Genomic DNA, 18345 nt, shown 5'->3' with positions numbered 1-18345 from the left:
AGCGTTACACGCTGCTGTCAACACCTCTTTTTCTCCGCTTTCGACCGAGAGGATCGAAACGTTAATAGAGCCAAACAACACTGCTCTACCAACTCCTTCTGGGCTTCGATGAACTGAAGCAACTCGCTGTCGAATTCTGCGTAACTCTTTGTTTACCAAGGAGTTTTCCGTTTCGACTGCGCCGGAAGTGGGGCAAATTATAGACTTCCAGAATCTGCCGTCAACCCCTATTTTCACAATTCTGTCATATCGGTCAAAAAAGCCCCGAAAACGCGAAAGCCGGCCCCCAAGGGCCGGCTTTCTATTCATGCAACCTTACAAACTAGGGAACGCGAACTGCGACGCTTCATGGCTGGCACGCTGCGGCCAACGCTGAGTGATCGCCTTGCGACGGGTATAGAACCGCACCCCATCCGGCCCGTAGGCGTGCAAGTCGCCAAACAGCGAACGCTTCCAGCCACCAAAGCTGTGATACGCCACCGGCACCGGCAATGGAACGTTGACCCCCACCATGCCCACTTCAATCTCGTCACAGAACAACCGCGCCGCTTCACCGTCACGGGTAAAGATGCAGGTGCCGTTGCCATATTCATGGTCATTGATCAGTTGCATCGCCGCTTCCAGGCTATTCACCCGGACGATGCACAGCACTGGGCCAAAGATCTCTTCTTTATAGATGCGCATTTCAGGCGTCACGCGATCAAACAGGCAGCCACCGAGGAAGAAACCGTCCTCATGACCACTGACGCTCAGGCCACGCCCATCGACCACCAGCTCAGCACCCGAAGACACACCGTCTTCTATATAGCCACTGACCTTGTCCCGCGCCTGCGCAGAAACCAGCGGCCCCATGTCCAGGCCACAGGAAGTACCCGCACCAATTTTCAGCGCCTTGACCTGCGGCACCAGCTTGGCGATCAGAGCATCCGCCACCTGGTCACCCACACACACTGCCACCGAGATCGCCATGCAACGCTCGCCGCAGGAACCGTAGGCTGCGCCCATCAAGGCACTGACCGCGTTATCCAGATCCGCATCCGGCATCAGCACCGCGTGGTTTTTCGCCCCGCCCAGCGCCTGTACACGCTTGCCGCGCTTAGTCGCTTCGGAATAGATGTACTCGGCAATCGGCGTCGAACCGACAAAACTCAAGGCCTTGACCTCAGGCGCCTCGATCAGCGCATCCACCGCACCCTTATCACCATGCACCACGCTCAGTACGCCTTTGGGCAAACCGGCTTCCTGCAGCAACTGGGCGATCAGCAGCGTCGAGCTTGGGTCGCGCTCTGATGGCTTGAGGATGAAGCAGTTACCGCAGACGATGGCCAGCGGATACATCCACAGCGGCACCATGGCCGGGAAGTTGAACGGCGTAATACCTGCCACCACGCCCAACGGCTGGAAATCGGACCATGCATCAATGTTCGGGCCGACGTTGCGGCTGTATTCGCCCTTGAGGATTTCCGGTGCCGAGCACGCGTACTCGACGTTCTCAATCCCGCGCTTCAGTTCGCCGGCAGCGTCTTCCAGGGTCTTGCCATGCTCTTCGCTGATCAACTGGGAGATGCGTGCTTCGTTCTGCTCCAGCAATTGCTTGAAACGAAACATCACCTGGGCACGCTTGGCCGGTGGTGTGTTGCGCCAGGCCGGGAACGCCGCCTTGGCCGAGTCGATGGCTTGTTGAATGGTTTCACGGCTGGCCAATGGCACCTGGTGAATCACCTGGCCGGTGGACGGGTTGTACACATCGGCACTACGACCGCTGTCGTTGACCAATTCGCCGTTGATCAAATGCTGGATAAGGCTCATGCAAGGCTCCTGAAAAGTTGTCCACAGGCGCGACACGTGTCGCGCCCGACAGTTGTTCTATATAGAAGAAGAAATCAGTCGATCTTGTTCAGCACTTCGCCGACCGCATCGAACAAGCGATCCAGGTCCTGCGGCTTGCTGTTGAAGGTTGGGCCGAACTGCAGGGTGTCGCCGCCAAAGCGCACATAGAACCCCGCCTTCCACAACGCCATGCCCGCCTCGAATGGACGCACGATGGCATCCCCATCACGCGGTGCAATCTGGATCGCACCGGCCAGGCCGTAGTTACGGATGTCGATTACGTTCTTGCTGCCCTTGAGGCCATGCAGCGCATTCTCAAAGTGCGGCGCGACTTCAGCCACGCTCTGCACCAGGTTTTCCTTCTGCAACAGATCCAATGCCGCCAGCCCCGCTGCGCACGCTACCGGGTGCGCCGAGTAGGTATAGCCGTGTGGGAATTCCACCGCATACTCAGGCGTCGCCTGGTTCATGAAGGTCTGATAAATCTCGCTGCTGGCAATCACTGCCCCCATCGGGATCGCACCGTTGGTGACTTGCTTGGCGATGCACATCAGGTCTGGGGTCACGCCGAAGCTGTCTGCGCCGAACATCGAGCCGGTACGACCAAAGCCGGTAATCACTTCGTCGAACACCAGCAGGATATTGTGCTGATCACAAATTTCACGCAGGCGCTTGAGATAACCCTGCGGCGGCACGAGCACGCCAGCGGAGCCCGCCATCGGCTCAACGAACACCGCAGCGATATTCGACGCATCATGCAACTCGATCAGCTTGAGCAACTCGTCAGCCAAGGCAATACCGCCCTGCTCCGGCATACCGCGGGAGAAGGCATTGCTCGCCAGCAGGGTGTGCGGCAGGTGATCGACATCCATCATCGCCTGGCCAAAAATCTTGCGGTTACCGTTGACGCCGCCCAGGCTGGTGCCGGCGATGTTTACCCCGTGATACCCACGGGCACGACCAATCATCTTGGTCTTGGTCGCCTGGCCCTTTAGGCGCCAGTACGCACGCACCATCTTCACCGCCGTATCGGCGCACTCGGAGCCGGAGTCGGTGAAGAACACGTGATTCAGGTTACCTGGGGTCAGGTCGGTAATCTTTTCTGCCAACTGGAAGGACAAAGGATGACCGTATTGGAAGCCCGGCGAGTAGTCCAGGGTGCCCAATTGCTTGGCGACCGCTTCCTGGATTTCCTTGCGCGTGTGCCCTGCGCCGCAGGTCCACAGGCCCGACAACGAGTCATAGACCCGGCGCCCCTTGTCATCGATCAACCAACTGCCTTCGGCCCCCACGATCAGGCGCGGGTCGCGCTGGAAGTTACGGTTGGCGGTGTAAGGCATCCAGTGGGCATCCAGTTTCAATTGGCTGGCCAGGGTGGATGGGGCGTTTTCGGGCATGTTCATCAGCAAAACCTCGCAGGGCAAAAGGCAGCGTCGGGATTGAAAAGCGTTGTTGCAGCTAAATTGCCACGGAGATAAAGTCTAAGAAATGCAACTCTTCTAACCTTCAGTCAGGCCTTTACTAAACTATGAGCAGCCGCCGACCCGATCCACTGGCACAAGTCAGCGACTTCGATATCCGTTTGCTGCGCATCTTCCGCAGCGTGGTGGAGTGCGGCGGCTTCTCGGCGGCAGAAACCGTGCTGGGCATCGGCCGTTCCGCCATCAGCCAGCAAATGAGCGACCTGGAACAACGCCTGGGCCTGCGCCTGTGCCAACGCGGGCGCGCCGGCTTCTCCCTGACGGAAGAAGGCCGCGAGGTCTACCAATCGGCACTGCAACTATTAAGCGCGCTGGAAAGTTTCCGCACCGAGGTCAACGGCCTGCACCAACACCTGCGCGGCGAACTGACCATCGGCCTGACCGATAACCTGGTGACCCTGCCCCATATGCGCATCACCCATGCATTGGCGCAGTTGAAAGAGCGCGGTCCCGACGTGCAGATCCAGATCCGCATGATCGCCCCCAACGAAGTGGAACAAGGCGTGCTCGATGGGCGCCTGCATGTCGGCGTGGTGCCCCAGGCCAGCGCGCTGTCGGGCCTGGAATACCAACCGCTGTATAGCGAGCGCTCGCTGCTCTACTGCGCGGTGGGTCATCCGCTGTTCTACGCCGAAAACAAACAACTGGACGACCTGCGCATCAATAGCCAGGACGCCATCGCGCCGACCTTCCGCCTGCCCGCCGATATCCAGGCCCACTATCAAGCGCTCAACTGCACCGCCAGCGCTTCCGACCGCGAAGGCATGGCCTTCCTGATCCTCACCGGGCGCTTCATCGGCTACCTGCCCGACCACTACGCCAGCCTATGGGTGCAACAAGGCCGACTACGCGCGCTGAAACCGGCTACACGCTTTTACGATTTAAGCCTGGCTTCGGTCACGCGCAAAGGCCGTCGCCCTCATTTGGTGCTGGAAAGCTTCCTCGAAAGCCTGGCAGCGACCCGCTGATACGGGCCCCATACAAAACCTGAGCAAGTGGACAGCTTTTTGCAAGGCACAGGGACCATGAACCGTCAGCCCTGAGTCCACATGCCATGCCACCAGAATCCTCCAGCGCCAGCGACCTGATCTACGGCCTCAACGACCGCCCCAAACCATTGCCCGCCCTGCTTGCCGCCCTGCAACATGTACTCGCCAGCTTCGTCGGCATCATCACCCCGCCGCTGATCATCGGTTCGACCCTGGGCCTGGCCGCCCACTTGCCCTACTTGATCAGCATGGCGCTGATGGTTTCCGGTGTCGGTACCTTCATCCAGGCCCGTAGGCCATTTGGGATTGGCGCAGGGATGATCTGCCTGCAAGGCACCAGCTTTGCCTTTCTCGGCGCGGTGTTGTCGGCGGGCTTCCTGGTCAAGCAGCGTGGCGGCAGCCCGGAAGACATTCTGGCAATGATCTTCGGCGTGTGTTTTTTCGGCGCGTTGGTGCAGGTCGTGTTGAGCCGGTTTATCGGCCAGTTACGCCGGGTCATCACGCCGCTGGTAACCGGGATTGTCATTACCCTGATTGGCATCAGCCTGATCAAGGTAGGTATCACCGACCTGGGCGGCGGCTTCAATGCGCCGGACTTTGGCGCGCCGACCAACCTGGCCCTGGGCCTGTTCGTGGTGCTGACGATTATCCTGCTCAACCGCTCGAACACGCCGTGGGTACGCCTGAGCGCGATCATCATCGGCCTGCTGCTGGGCAGCGTCGCCGCCTGGTTCAGCGGCAAGCTGGTGCCCCAGCTCCTGCCCGACCTGCCCTTGATCAGCCTGCCGACGCCATTCCATTTTGGTTTCAGTTTCGATTGGAGCGCCTTCCTACCGGTAGCGCTGATTTATCTGATCAGCAGTATCGAAACCGTAGGCGACCTCACTGCCAACTGCATGATCGCCCGCCAGCCCATCAGCGGCCCTTCCTATATAAGCCGGCTCAAGGGCGGCGTGCTCGGAGATGGCGTCAGTTGCATGATCGCTGCCACCTTCAGTGCCTTCCCCAACACCACCTTTGCCCAGAACAACGGGGTGATCCAGTTGACCGGCGTTGCCAGCCGCTATGTGGGCCTGTACATCGGCGTGGTGCTGTTCTGTCTCGGATTGTTTCCACTGATTGGTGCAGTCTTGCAGCAAATCCCCAAACCCGTGCTGGGTGGCGCGACCCTGGTAATGTTCGGCAGTGTTGCCGCCGCCGGCGTGCGCATCCTGGCCCAGGCCCCGCTGGATCGGCGCAGCATGCTGATCATCGCCACCTCGTTCGGGGTCGGCCTGGGCATCGCGGCGCAACCGAACCTGTTGCACCTGATGCCAACCCTGGTGCAGAACCTGTTCGATTCGGCCATCACCAGCGGCGGGCTGACGGCAATCGTGTTGTGCCTGCTCCTGCCGGAATCCAAGGCCGCAACACCTGCCGCAAATCCAGCCCTGGAAAGCGATACGCTGGAACCGCTTTGACGCTTTTATCGTATCGGGACTTGTCTGAGGCTTGAGGGTGGGTTATCTGTGCAGCAATCGCATTCATCGATCTGCACGGAAACCTCCATGAGCCTCGAAGTTCCTGCCCACAACAGCCACGCCGGAAAACCCGCCAGCCGCATTCGGCAAAAGAACGAACAAGCGATCATCCAGGCCGCCGAAGACGAATTCGCCCGGCATGGCTACAAAGGCACCAGCATGAACACCATCGCCGCGAGCGCCGGGCTGCCGAAGGCCAACCTGCATTACTACTTCACCAATAAGCTGGGGCTGTATATCGCGGTACTGAGCAATATCCTCGAGCTGTGGGACAGCACCTTCAACACCCTGACCGCCGAGGATGATCCCGCCGAAGCACTGACCCGCTACATCCGCACCAAGATGGAATACTCGCGACGCCAGCCACAGGCCTCGCGGATCTTCGCCATGGAGATCATCAGCGGCGGCGAATGCCTTACCGAATATTTCAGCCAGGACTACCGCACCTGGTTCAGCGGCCGCGCCGCCGTGTTCCAGGCCTGGATAGATGCCGGCAAGATGGACCCTGTCGATCCGGTACACTTGATCTTCCTGCTGTGGGGCAGCACCCAGCATTACGCTGACTTTGCCACCCAGATCTGCCGCGTGACCGGCCGCACCAAGCTGACCAAGCAGGATATGGAAGACGCGGGTAACAACCTTATCCACATTATTCTCAAAGGCTGTGGCATCAAGCCGGCCCTCTGAACGAAGCGACTCAATGCCTTTCACCCTTACGGGCTTTTGCGAATTTCGCGAAGAAATCCGCAAAAGCCGCTTCATCACCTATGCCGCGCCGATTAGCAGCCCGCAAGACGCCCAGGGGTTTATCGAGCAGCACAGCGACCTCAACGCCACACATAACTGCTGGGCCTGGAAACTCGGTGGGCAATACCGCAGCAACGACGACGGCGAACCCGGCGGCACTGCTGGGCGACCGATCCTGGCTGCCATCGAGGCCCAGGGGTTCGATCAGGTCGTGGTGCTGGTGGTCCGCTGGTACGGCGGCATCCAACTGGGTACCGGCGGCCTGGCCCGGGCGTATGGCGGTGGCGCGAATAAATGCCTGCAAAACGCCGAGCGTATCGAGCTGATCAGCCGTGTGCCGTTGAGCTGCGCCTGCGGCTTTGCTGAACTGCCCCTGGTCAAGCTGCGTGTCGCCGAACTGGGCGGCCTGGTGGTAGAAGAAACCTTCACCGCCAATGGCGTGGAGCTACAACTGGCACTCGGCGAAGCCCATATCGACACCTTGCAAACCCAGTTGGCCGACCTGAGCCGCGGACGAATCCTGCTGCAACGCTGAACCTGATAAGGTTGTTCACTGAACCTCGATGCCATAGGAAGCCTTCATGTCTACGCCAAAAACCGCATTGATCATCGGCGCCTCGCGCGGGCTGGGCCTTGGCCTGGTCAAGCAATTGCTGGCTGACGGCTGGCAAGTCACCGCCACCGTGCGCAACCCGCAAAAAGCCGACGCCCTCAAAGCCCTCGGCCCGGTACAGATCGAGCAACTGGACATGGACGACCAACAGGCCGTCATCGCCTTGAACCAGCGCCTGAAAGCCCAGACCTTCGACCTGCTGTTCGTCAACGCCGGCGTCAAGGGCCCGGCCAACCAGACCCCGGGCCATGCCACCCAGGCCGAAGTCGGCCAACTGTTTTTCACCAATGCTGTGGCACCGATCAACCTGGCCCAGCGCTTTGCCCCGCAGATTCGCCAGGGCAGCGGCGTGCTGGCGTTCATGAGTTCGGTACTGGGCAGTGTGACCATGCCCGATGCGCCGGACCTTGCGCTGTACAAGGCCAGCAAGGCCGCGCTGAACTCCATGACCAACAGCTTCGTGACGCAACTGGGCGAGCAGAAGCTGACCGTATTGTCGCTGCATCCGGGCTGGGTCAAGACCGATATGGGCGGCGAAGGGGCCGACCTGGACGTGGAAACCAGCGTGCGCGGCCTGATCGCCCAGGTGAACGCCTACACCGGCAAGGGCGGCCATCACTTCGTCAACTACAAGGGCCAGACCATTCCCTGGTAAGCCAGCAGATAAGCGGTGGATAGACCCCACCGCTCACTCCACGTAAACTTCCCACCTCGCCCTTACCGGCGACCCTGGATCAGCAGACAGGGCAACACTGAGCTGGCAAACCTGAACCCATCATTCAGAGGAGCCGGCCAATGCCTGCGACCCGTATCTGGTTAAAAAACCCTCTCGCGACTTTCACTGCCAACACCCTGGACGCCCGTGGCGGCCTGGTGCTGCAAGACGGTGTGATCGTCGAAGTGCTCGCCCTCGGCCAGCAACCGAGCATCGCCTGCGAACAAACCTTCGACGCCCGCGAGCACGTGGTGCTTCCCGGCCTGATCAACACCCATCATCACTTCTACCAAACCCTGACCCGCGCCTGGGCGCCGGTGGTCAACCAGCCGTTGTTCCCCTGGCTGAAAACCCTGTACCCGGTGTGGGCGCGCCTGACCCCGGAAAAACTCGCGCTGGCCAGCAAAGTCGCCCTCGCCGAGCTGCTGCTCTCCGGCTGCACCACCGCGGCCGATCACCACTACCTGTTTCCCAATGGCCTGGAACAGGCGATCGACGTGCAAGTCGACAGCGTGCGCGAACTGGGCATGCGCGCCATGCTCACCCGCGGTTCCATGAGCCTGGGCGAAGCCGACGGCGGGCTGCCACCGCAGCAGACCGTGCAGCAGGGCGAAGTGATCCTTGAAGACAGCCAGCGTCTGATCCAGCGCTACCACGAGCGCGGCGACGGTGCGCAGATCCAGATTGCCCTGGCGCCTTGCTCGCCATTTTCGGTCACCCCCGAAATCATGAGCGCCAGCGCCGAACTGGCCAACCAACTCGATGTGCGCCTGCACACCCACCTGGCCGAAACCCTCGACGAAGAAGACTTCTGCCTGCAGCGCTTCGGCCTGCGCACCGTGGACTACCTCGACAGCGTCGGCTGGCTCGGCCCCCGCACCTGGCTGGCCCATGGCATTCACTTCAACCCGGATGAAATCGCCCGCCTGGGCGCGGCCGGCACCGGTATCTGCCATTGCCCAAGCTCCAATATGCGCCTGGCCTCCGGCATCTGTCCGACCCTGGACCTGATCGCCGCCGGCGCGCCGATTGGCCTGGGCGTGGACGGTTCGGCCTCCAACGATGCGTCCAACATGATTCTCGAAGCGCGCCAGGCTTTGTACATCCAACGCCTGCGTTATGGCGCGGAGAAAATCACCCCTGAAGGCGTACTCGGCTGGGCCACCAAAGGCTCCGCCAAACTGCTGGGCCGCAGCGACATTGGCGAGCTGGCGGTGGGCAAACAGGCCGACCTGGCCCTGTTCAAGCTCGATGAGCTGCGTTTCTCCGGCAGCCACGACCCACTGTCGGCCCTGCTGCTATGCGGCGCGGACCGGGCGGACCGGGTGATGGTGGGCGGTAAGTGGCGGGTGATCGACGGGCAAATCGAGGGCATGGACCTCAAGGCCTTGATCGCCGATCACAGCCAGGCGGCGCGGCAGTTGATCAACGCGTCCTAAGACGGGCCCGGGCCCGAGCTCGAATGCCAAAGCAGCGACCTGGGTCGCTGCTTTGGCACTTGCACAAAACGCAGGGAAAACAGCGCTCTGGTTACAGGTCTTTATGTTTAAGTTTGTCCGGCAACATAAACATCAGGATCAGGCACGCCAACAAGCTGGTGGCGCTGATCACATACAACGCGGGCGTCGCACTCCCCGTAAACTCGATGATCTGACTGACCATCAATGGGCTGACGATTCCACCGAACTGCCCCAACGTGTTGATCAATGCGATACCTCCCGCCGCGGCCGCTCCCGATAGAATCATCGGCGGCAATGCCCAGAATGCGGGGATGGAGGCAATCACGCCACCGCCCAATACGCCCAGGGCAATCACCAGCAACGTCGTATCGTCATCGAAAAAGCCCGCTAACAGAAATCCGATAGACGCCAGCAACAACAGGCCTGCCACGAATTTTCGGCGCTCGCCTGAACGGTCTGACAGGCGTCCAACGGTAATCATCGCAATTGCCCCACAGACGTAAGGCACCGCAGTCAAAAGCCCCAATGTGCCTGACGACTCCACCCCAGTGGAACGAATCAAATGCGGCGCCCAGAAATTAAGGCCATGGGACCCAAGCTGAATGAGAAAGTAGAGAAACCCCAACAACAGAAGAATCGGCGATTTCAATGCGCTTCGAAAGGAGTGCTCTACAGAAGACGATTGGTTCTTTTCCGATATTTTTTGCGCCAACCATGATTTTTCGGCCCGCGTCAGCCATTTAGCGTCCTCCAAACGATCACAGAGTACATTCAAGACAACGATCCCCAGCACAACGCAGGGAACACCTCCGAATAGAAACAGCCAATGCCACCCGGGAAGACCAAGCACGTTATCCATATGCTCTAACAGGAGCCCCGCCAAGGGTGCGCCTATCAGTCCTGAAAATGCCGAAGCGAGGAACAAGTGCGACGTCGCTCGACCTCGAAATGCAGAAGGAAACCAAAGCGTCAGATAAAATACGACCCCCGGCCCAAAACCCGCTTCCATTGCGCCGATCAGGAAGCGCAGCACATAAAACTGCCATTCGGTCTGGACAAAGACCATGGCACAAGTAGCAATCCCCCAGGACATCATGATCCTGGCAATCCACCTGCGCGCCCCCACCTTGTAGAGCATCAAGTTACTGGGCACTTCGAAAATCACATACCCGACAACAAATAAACTGGCCCCCAGCCCATACACCGAATTACCGAACCCTAACTCGCTTTCCAGCTGAAACTTTACAAAACTGATATTGATCCGATCAAAAAATGCAAAAAAAAAGCAAATTATAATTAATGGCATCAAGCGCCAGGTTATTTTTCTTATCAGTGCCTGGCCCTGAACATCATCCGAGACACTGTCTTGCGCCAACTCTGCCTTTGCAGCCTGCATACTTCCCCCCATTGAGAGATGTAAACCCTCTCAAATTATTATTTTTATTATTCAACGTTTCAAGCAAGACTAACCAACCACTCATCAATCATTCCGGCCACTTGATTGCTGTTAGCATCCATCATCAACATATGACTGTTACCCGACACTCCGACCGTCGGCAACTCCAAGACCCGGGAATCTACCGATTTATTTTGCAGTTGCTCAAAGTACGCCTCACATCCGTGAAGGTAGCTCTCCCACATGACACTTTTATCGCGAATGAAATCCCCCCAAATGGCTAGATGCGGAGGAAGCGTCAGTGCACTTTTGGATAGTTCGGGAACTGCCGATGGCTCGATAGCAACCACCCCTTTCACCGTTCCTGCAAACTCCTGCGCCAGTTGCAGGGCGTAGTAAGCGCCCTGGCTATGCCCGATCAATACACAAGGTCCAATTTTTTCCAGCAAGGCTCTATAGCCGGCAAGTGCCCGGTGATCGGTACCTGCCCAGCGAGGCACGAACTGTTGGCCAAAAACATCCAGGTGCTCCACCGGGAACTGCTGCCCGGGGTAAGCCTGCTCTTCACGGGCCTCAGCGCAGTAACTGGACGCCGGACCGAAGCGGAAATGATGCCATACCGCATCCAGCGTCCGGTGTTCAGGCTTGCCTGCGAGGATCTCGGGATAGGCAGGCCAGGATGCACGTCCACGCTCAAACGCATCGCATAAGCAGGCGTCGTATCGGGCCTTCAGAAAAAACGTCAACCACCCCGGCCGGCCATCCGGTGTGTTTTCCCAACAGGCGCCCGTCAGGCCGCCGCCATGCAGGAAAACCAGTGGATAGGGGGAGCGCGGGTTGCTTTGTGTATACCGCTGGCAATACATCTGGCCAACCATGTGATGCCCATTCATGGACACCCGGATAGGCGCGGCGCCGGGAACCTTGGTCATCAGTTGTTCCGGAAAGCCGTCCATATACACGCGCTCTCCGCCAACATGAAAACCCTCGATAGACTTCAATGCAATGTCCTGGATCGTCATTGTGATTACCTCTGCTTTTTTTAATACACAGCTTGTTTAATCACTTGAGATTGATCCTACTCAGGCTATATTGGAAATACCGTTTTTTGATTGACCCATATATAAGATATATACCCCATGACAGGCTAACCCATGAAAAATGCCCGAAAGCTTGATATAGGCAGGCTCATTGCATTTGTGACTGTATGCGAAGAAGGCAGTGTGACGGCCGCATCGCGCAAACTGGGCATTGCACAACCTGCTCTTACTGTAACGTTGACCAAACTCGAACAAGCTATTGGTGTGCAATTGTTAACGAGAGATGCCAGAGGGGCTTCGCCGACTGCATTGGGCCAACGTTTTTTAAGCAGCGCTTATGAACTACTGGGCATGGCCGAAATGGCCTACAAAAAAATACATGAAGATTCTGATTTTCCCGAAGGAGAAGTCGTCATAGGCGTGCCCTACTCTTGCGCCAATGTATTGGTCGTCCCACTCCTGACCCGACTGGCAGCCGCCTACCCGGGAATCCGCTTGCGCGTCGTAGAGTCCCCGTCCGCTTATCTTTGGGATTGGCTGAGCGACGGGAAACTGGACATCGCGCTGCTGTTCGACCGCAAATCCTCCACCGAGGTGGTCTGCGAAGACTTCGCCCAGGAAGATCTCTACTTGGTGGGCAGTCACAGCCTGCTCAATCTGCAGGAGATCAACGTCAAAAGACTCTCGGAGTTTCCGCTGGTCATGGCCTCGCGCCTCAACCGTATTCGCACCCTGTTGGACAATCATTTGGCGGGCCACGACCTCACCCTCAATGTGAGCATTGAAATAGATTCCGGCGAATTCCAGGTGCGCTTGATAGAAACCGGCAACTGGTTCGGTATCCAGGCCGCCAGTTCCGTTGCGGAAAAACTACGCACCCGGCAATTGCAGGCCGCGCTGATAGTCCCTCGGGTTACCCGCACCATCTGCATCGCCCGCCACCGGGGAAAGTTGACGGACCCTTGCGTCGCACGTGTGATTACCGAGTTGAAACAGGAAAGCGAGAGGATGTTTGAAAACGGGCTCTGGCCCGCGCGCAAAATCACCTAGCCAGGCCTATACCCCCAGCAGCGACAGCATGATAAAGGTCGCAAACAATACAAAATGGGTCATCCCTTCGATGGCGTTGGTTTCGCCATCGTTGAGGTTGATCGCACTGACAATCAGCGTGATAAACACCATCACCGTTTGCACCGGGGTCATCGCCATCTGAAACGGCTGGCCGGTGTACAGCGCCATGGCTTCCATCACCGGCACCGTCAGAATCACCGTCGACAACGAAGCCCCCAGCGCGATGTTGACCACCGACTGCATGCGGTTGGCCAAGGCTGCGCGCAAGGCGGTCAGAATCTCCGGGGCGGCGGAAATCGCCGCCACCAGGATCGCCGTGATCACCGGCGGCGCCCCCGTGCCCTCCAGGCCAAGGTCCAGGGTCTTGGACATCACCTCGGCCAATGCGCCAATCACCACCACACCAAACACCAGGGTCGCGATGGAGAACGTCAGGTTGACCGGCGAGGCGTGCTCTTGCGGCGATGGCTTGCGACGTTTTTCCGGATAGCTGTAGCTGAAGAAGTAACTGTGTGGCCCCACCTGCATACGCAGGAACAAGGCATACAACACCACCATCGCACCGATGGTGAAGGCCGAGTAGATTTTCCAGTCGGCCTCGGGGATAAATTCCGGCACCACCATGGACACGCCCATGGCAGTCAAGATCATCACGCTGTAGGTCCGCGCCGAATCATCATTGTAGGACTGCTCCCCATGCTTGATGCCGCCCATCAACGCAGCCAGGCCAAGGATGCCGTTGATATCCAGCATTACGGCTGAGTAGATCGTGTCACGCACCAGGGTCGGCGATGCCTCGTTGCTCATCATGATCGCCAGGATCACCACTTCCACCAGCACCGCCGCCAGGGTCAGGATCATGGTGCCGTAGGGGTCGCCGACCTTTTCGGCGAGCAGCTCGGCATGGTGGGCCACGCGCATCGAGGCCATGACGATAAAACCGATCAGCACCAGGCCGCCGAGCAGGGCCGTCATCTGTCCACTGTGCAACAGCCAGTGCTCCAGAGGGTAGGCTGCGAGGGCGGCGATCAGCGCCAGCCACATGAACTTTTCTTGCTTGAGGGATGCGAGCATTACGGGCCTTTTCGAGCGGCAAATCAGTCATTGATGGGGTACAGACTGCGGCGTATCGCTAACGTTTCGTTACACCTTAGTTCATTCGCCCATTGCCGCAGGCACGAACAATGCTTACCGCTCGGTCAGGTTTTACCGATTATTTGCGCCCTGGCCTGTAGAATGCCGCCATTGCACCTGATGAGAACGCACCCATGTACGACTGGCTCAATGCCCTGCCCAAGGCCGAACTGCACCTGCACCTGGAGGGCTCGCTGGAGCCCGAGTTGCTGTTCGCCCTGGCCGAACGCAACAAAATCGCGCTGCCGTGGAACGACGTCGAAACCCTGCGCAAGGCCTACGCCTTCAATAACCTGCAGGAGTTTCTCGACCTCTACTACAAGGGCGCCGATGTATTGCGCACCTCCCAGGATTTCTACGACCTGACCTGGGCCTACCTGCTGCGTTGCAAGGCGCAGAACGTGATCCATACCGAACCGTTCTTCGACCCGCAGACCCACACCGACCGGGGGATCCCGTTTGAAGTGGTGCTCAACGGCATCGCCAGCGCGCTCAAAGATGGCGAGCAGCAACTGGGCATCACCAGCGGCCTGATCCTCAGCTTCCTGCGCCACCTGAGCGAAGAGCAAGCGCAAAAAACCCTCGACCAGGCGCTGCCGTTCCGGGACGCGTTTGTCGCCGTAGGCCTGGACAGCTCGGAAATGGGCCACCCGCCAAGCAAGTTCCAGCGCGTATTCGATCGCGCCCGTGGCGAAGGTTTCCTGACCGTCGCCCATGCCGGTGAGGAAGGCCCGCCGGAGTACATCTGGGAAGCCCTCGACCTGCTGAAGATCCAGCGTATCGACCATGGTGTGCGCGCCATTGAAGACGAGCGCCTGATGCAGCGGATCATCGATGAGCAGATCCCGCTGACCGTGTGCCCGCTGTCCAACACCAAGCTGTGCGTGTTCGACGACATGGCCCAGCACAACATCCTCGACATGCTCGAGCGTGGGGTGAAGGTCACGGTGAACTCGGATGACCCGGCGTACTTCGGCGGTTATGTCACCGAGAACTTCCACGCGCTGCACACCTCGCTGGGCATGACCCAGGACCAGGCCCGCCGCCTGGCGCAAAACAGCCTGGATGCACGCCTGGTCAAGCCCTGACCAAACCCTGTAGGGGCCGGTTTTCCGGCTCCTACAAGGCCGCCATCCGGGCAATTTCCAGGCGCCCGGTCTCGGTGACCTGCAGTACGCTCGACTCATTGAGCACCGTCAGCCAGCGTGACTGCATGAACAACTGCAACAATCCCGCCCCCAATGCCCCGCCCAGATGCGGCTGCTGCTCGCTCCAGTCAAAACAATCGCAAGCCATCGTCGAGTAACTGTGTTGCGCCAGGGCCTGGGTGTAAATGCCACGCTCGGCCAATTGGCGTGCGCCCAACGGCGTCACGTGAAGCCGCTGTTCGAAGCGTTCAACCCACCTCGCCAACACCATGCGTTGATAGAGTGCTGCCGCCATTTCACCCCCCAGATGGTCATGACAAAGCCGCGCCTGACGCAACGACGACGGTGCCAGCAAGGCCGCCACCGGCAGGCCGACTACACTGCGCGCCACACTGGCCATGGTGGTACTGGCCAGCGCATCGACTGCCGCGCTCACATCGGCCGCCGCCATGCGAAAGAAGCGTTTGCGCCCCCGGGCTTCAATGCGCAGCAATCCACCCGCCGCCAATCGCGCCAGATGCGCATTGGCCGATGACGCGGATAACCCTGCCAGCATCGCCAGTTCTTCGGACGGCTTGGCCGAGCCGTCCATCAACGCCCAGATCATCGCGGCGCGTTTGGGGTCGGCCAGCAAGGTGGCGATCTGGCTGATGCAAGGTGCCTGTTCCATGTATTCACTCCCTGTAGATTCGTTGGTCTGCTCCATTTCGCGGAAAAGTATAAGTGTGTAAGCAGCAGATTCCGTGGCGTCTTACAGCCAAATCAGCGACAGCATTTGCCTGAAGTTTCCTGAATTCCCTGGGGTTATTACGTAGTCCCTTGCTGTTCAGGCAACTGCGCACTCAACTTCCCACAACGTGCCACGAGCATTTCACGCAGGAGGTTGATCGGCTTACTCAACTGCGCGCGATGGGCGCACAGCAGATTGAGCGGTGTGCGCTCACCCTGCAGCTCCGGCAAGAGCAACCGCAGGCGGCCTGCCAGTACGTCGGCACTGACATCCAGCCAGGACTTGTAGGCAATCCCCACCCCGGCCACGGCCCAGCGCCGCACCACGTCGGCATCGTCACTGAAGCGGTCACCGGTAACCGTCAGACTGATTTCCCGTTTGCCATCCTGAAAGCTCCAATGGTCATGCACGCGGCTACCGAGCATGTACAGCAGGCAGTTGTGCTGGGCCAGTTCCTCCAGGTGGCGCGGCTCGCCATGCCGGGCCAGGTAGCTGGGCGCGGCGCACAGCACCCGGCGATTGTCCGGCGCGACCGGCAAGGCCACCAGGCTCGAATCCTCGGGTTCGCCATAGCGCAAGGCGATATCCACCGGCTGGCGGAACAGGTCGGCAATCCGGTCGCCCAGTAGCAGGCGCACACTTAATTGCGGGTGCTCGCGCTGAAATTCGTCCAGCCACGGCAACAGCAGGTTGCGGCCGAAGTCCGAAGGCGCCGACAGTTGCAAAACACCACTGACATGGTCCTGGCTGCTGGCCAGCAGGCGCCGGCCTTCATCCAGTTGGCTCAAGGCACCGCGGGCGTATTGCAAGAAACCCTCGCCCTCGGCAGTCAGGCGCAGGCTGCGAGTGGAACGTGCCAGCAAGCGCGCGCCCAATTGTTGCTCAATGCGTTTCAACGCTGCGCTGGCCACCGCCGCCGACATATCCATGACCCGTGCGGCGGCCGACAAACTCCCCAAATCCGCCGCACGTACGAACAACTGCAAATCATCAAAACGCAGCATGACCACCGCCCCGAGGGATTATCAAAAAACCATTGAAAGAGACTGCTCTTTTAGCGGGTTTTATCTGCAAGAGAAATAGCTAATGATCTAACCATCCCATTCCGCCCTTCCTGGAACTTGCCATGAAAGCCATCGCCTACTACGCCGCATTGCCGATCAACGACCCAAAGTCCCTGCAGGATATCCAGTTGCCTGAGCCGGTGGCCGGTCCGCGCGACCTGCTGGTAGAAGTCAAAGCCATCTCGGTCAACCCGGTGGATACCAAGATCCGCCAGAACGTCACCCCGGAAAACGGCGCGGCCAAAGTGCTGGGCTGGGACGTGGCCGGTGTGGTCAAGGCCGTGGGCAGTGAAGTGACGCTGTTCAAGGCCGGCGACAAAGTGTTTTATGCGGGCTCCCTGACCCGCCCGGGTGGCAACAGCGAACTGCACACCGTCGATGAGCGCATCGTCGGCCATATGCCCAAGAGCCTGGGGTTTGCCGAAGCTGCCGCCCTGCCGCTGACTGCCATCACCGCCTGGGAACTGCTGTTCGAGCGCTTGCAAGTGCCTGAAGGCAAGACCGATCAAGGCCAGAGCCTGCTGATTGTCGGCGCTGCCGGTGGCGTAGGTTCGATCCTCACCCAATTGGCGGCGCAACTCACCGCACTCAAGGTGATCGGCAGCGCCTCGCGCCCGCAAACCCAGGCCTGGGCCAAGGACCTGGGCGCTGACCTGGTAGTCGACCACAGCCAGCCACTGAGCGAAGAGCTCAAGCGCGTAGGCCACCCACAGGTGACCCACGTCGCCAGCCTGACCCAGACCGACCAGCACCTGGACCAGTTGGTCGAAGCGCTCGCGCCCCAAGGCAAACTGGCACTGATTGATGACCCCAAGTCGCTGGATGTGCTCAAGCTCAAGCGCAAGAGCCTGTCGCTGCACTGGGAATTCATGTACACCCGCTCGATGTTCGAGACTGCCGACATGATCGAGCAACACAACCTGCTCAATCGAGTGGCCGAGCTGATCGATGCCGGCACCCTGAAAACCACGGTGGGCGAGCACTTCGGCGTGATCAACGCAGAGAACCTGCGCCGCGCCCATGCTTTGCTGGAAAGCGGCAAGGCCAAGGGCAAGATTGTGCTGGAAGGCTTCTAAGAAGCGGGCTCTGTCAGTGTCGTCCGTTCCACCTGTGGGCAACGGACGGCACCGCTAGTCAGACACTTGATCCTTGTCATATTTTTGAGCGTCTTCGGGTTTATATTGGCCGCCTTTGCCACGCAATCTTTTACGTGAGGAAGTCAGCAATGAAGATCCTGATAAAAGCGTTAGCAAAATCCCAAGGCAACAAATGGCAGGTCCGCCTGGACCAGGACGCCTTTACCTTCCGCAGTGAAGCCGAGGCCCGCGCCTTCGCCAACACCCTGCAAAACCGGATCCAGGCGCCCCACCGGTTTCCCGAAAACCAGCAGCGCGCTACGGGCTGAAA

The 18345-nt window shown here is 59.3% G+C and carries 17 protein-coding genes; 10 read left to right on the top strand and 7 right to left on the bottom strand.

What is annotated here, in order from left to right; genetic code table 11:
• Positions 1-315: 315 nt before the first annotated feature.
• Together PSFL_RS19060 and PSFL_RS19055 are read right to left on the bottom strand one after the other, a co-directional pair.
• Complete coding sequence (locus PSFL_RS19060; protein ID WP_057958254.1) at positions 316-1809, bottom strand: CoA-acylating methylmalonate-semialdehyde dehydrogenase; 1494 nt, start codon at positions 1807-1809, stop codon at positions 316-318.
• A gap of 74 nt (positions 1810-1883) precedes the next feature.
• Positions 1884-3233 (bottom strand): aspartate aminotransferase family protein, encoded by a 1350-nt coding sequence (locus tag PSFL_RS19055; protein ID WP_128593780.1) that lies wholly within the window; start codon positions 3231-3233, stop codon positions 1884-1886.
• A 125-nt stretch (positions 3234-3358) separates the two neighbouring features.
• Here PSFL_RS19055 and PSFL_RS19050 point away from each other — a divergent pair, with 125 nt between their 5' ends.
• The 6 genes from PSFL_RS19050 (at position 3359) to PSFL_RS19025 (ending at position 9334) form a co-directional block, all read left to right on the top strand.
• Positions 3359-4279, top strand: coding sequence for a LysR family transcriptional regulator (locus PSFL_RS19050; RefSeq protein WP_057437664.1), 921 nt, complete (start codon positions 3359-3361; stop codon positions 4277-4279).
• 86 nt (positions 4280-4365) lie between these two features.
• On the top strand, positions 4366-5760 hold the full coding sequence (locus PSFL_RS19045) for a uracil-xanthine permease family protein (protein WP_170060017.1): 1395 nt from the start codon (positions 4366-4368) through the stop codon (positions 5758-5760).
• A gap of 87 nt (positions 5761-5847) precedes the next feature.
• Positions 5848-6507: a TetR/AcrR family transcriptional regulator gene (locus tag PSFL_RS19040; protein WP_057437660.1), complete on the top strand. Its 660-nt coding sequence runs from the start codon at positions 5848-5850 to the stop codon at positions 6505-6507.
• A gap of 13 nt (positions 6508-6520) precedes the next feature.
• A complete protein-coding gene (locus tag PSFL_RS19035) occupies positions 6521-7102 on the top strand; it encodes a YigZ family protein (RefSeq protein WP_057437658.1) in 582 nt (193 codons plus the stop codon).
• A 46-nt stretch (positions 7103-7148) separates the two neighbouring features.
• Positions 7149-7835, top strand: coding sequence for an SDR family oxidoreductase (locus PSFL_RS19030; protein WP_057437656.1), 687 nt, complete (start codon positions 7149-7151; stop codon positions 7833-7835).
• A 140-nt stretch (positions 7836-7975) separates the two neighbouring features.
• Positions 7976-9334 carry an 8-oxoguanine deaminase gene (locus PSFL_RS19025; RefSeq protein WP_397470374.1) on the top strand — a complete coding sequence of 453 codons (1359 nt, stop codon included), beginning with the start codon at positions 7976-7978 and terminating at the stop codon, positions 9332-9334.
• A gap of 91 nt (positions 9335-9425) precedes the next feature.
• Here the strand turns inward: PSFL_RS19025 and PSFL_RS19020 are convergent, their stop codons facing one another.
• Entirely contained in the window at positions 9426-10751 is a 1326-nt protein-coding gene (locus PSFL_RS19020) for an MFS transporter (RefSeq protein ID WP_397470373.1), read from the bottom strand.
• Between the two features lie 59 nt (positions 10752-10810).
• A complete protein-coding gene (locus PSFL_RS19015) occupies positions 10811-11773 on the bottom strand; it encodes an alpha/beta fold hydrolase (protein WP_397470372.1) in 963 nt (320 codons plus the stop codon).
• Between the two features lie 132 nt (positions 11774-11905).
• Between PSFL_RS19015 and PSFL_RS19010 the strand changes: the two genes are divergently transcribed.
• The gene (locus PSFL_RS19010; protein ID WP_128593777.1) at positions 11906-12841 is read left to right on the top strand and encodes a LysR family transcriptional regulator; all 936 of its coding nucleotides are present in this window, start codon (positions 11906-11908) and stop codon (positions 12839-12841) included.
• A 6-nt stretch (positions 12842-12847) separates the two neighbouring features.
• Here the strand turns inward: PSFL_RS19010 and PSFL_RS19005 are convergent, their stop codons facing one another.
• Positions 12848-13936 (bottom strand): calcium:proton antiporter, encoded by a 1089-nt coding sequence (locus PSFL_RS19005; RefSeq protein ID WP_198791903.1) that lies wholly within the window; start codon positions 13934-13936, stop codon positions 12848-12850.
• A 194-nt stretch (positions 13937-14130) separates the two neighbouring features.
• Between PSFL_RS19005 and PSFL_RS19000 the strand changes: the two genes are divergently transcribed.
• Positions 14131-15084, top strand: a complete 954-nt coding sequence (locus PSFL_RS19000) for an adenosine deaminase (protein WP_032859755.1) — start codon at positions 14131-14133, stop codon at positions 15082-15084.
• A gap of 31 nt (positions 15085-15115) precedes the next feature.
• Here the strand turns inward: PSFL_RS19000 and PSFL_RS18995 are convergent, their stop codons facing one another.
• On the bottom strand, positions 15116-15814 hold the full coding sequence (locus tag PSFL_RS18995; protein WP_397470371.1) for an ArsR/SmtB family transcription factor: 699 nt from the start codon (positions 15812-15814) through the stop codon (positions 15116-15118).
• A gap of 137 nt (positions 15815-15951) precedes the next feature.
• Positions 15952-16878 carry a LysR family transcriptional regulator gene (locus PSFL_RS18990; RefSeq protein WP_057958244.1) on the bottom strand — a complete coding sequence of 309 codons (927 nt, stop codon included), beginning with the start codon at positions 16876-16878 and terminating at the stop codon, positions 15952-15954.
• Positions 16879-17000: 122 nt separating this feature from the next.
• Here PSFL_RS18990 and PSFL_RS18985 point away from each other — a divergent pair, with 122 nt between their 5' ends.
• The gene (locus PSFL_RS18985) at positions 17001-18014 is read left to right on the top strand and encodes a zinc-binding alcohol dehydrogenase family protein (RefSeq protein WP_057437646.1); all 1014 of its coding nucleotides are present in this window, start codon (positions 17001-17003) and stop codon (positions 18012-18014) included.
• Positions 18015-18163: 149 nt separating this feature from the next.
• Positions 18164-18343, top strand: a complete 180-nt coding sequence (locus PSFL_RS18980) for a hypothetical protein (protein ID WP_057437642.1) — start codon at positions 18164-18166, stop codon at positions 18341-18343.
• Positions 18344-18345 lie beyond the last annotated feature (2 nt).

This window comes from Pseudomonas sp. DD1 (genome assembly GCF_044510355.1).
In the GTDB taxonomy this organism is placed as follows: Bacteria; Pseudomonadota; Gammaproteobacteria; order Pseudomonadales; family Pseudomonadaceae; genus Aquipseudomonas; species Aquipseudomonas shahriarae.
Note: the sequence above shows the minus strand (reverse complement) of the source record. Positions and strands in the feature narration are given on the sequence as shown.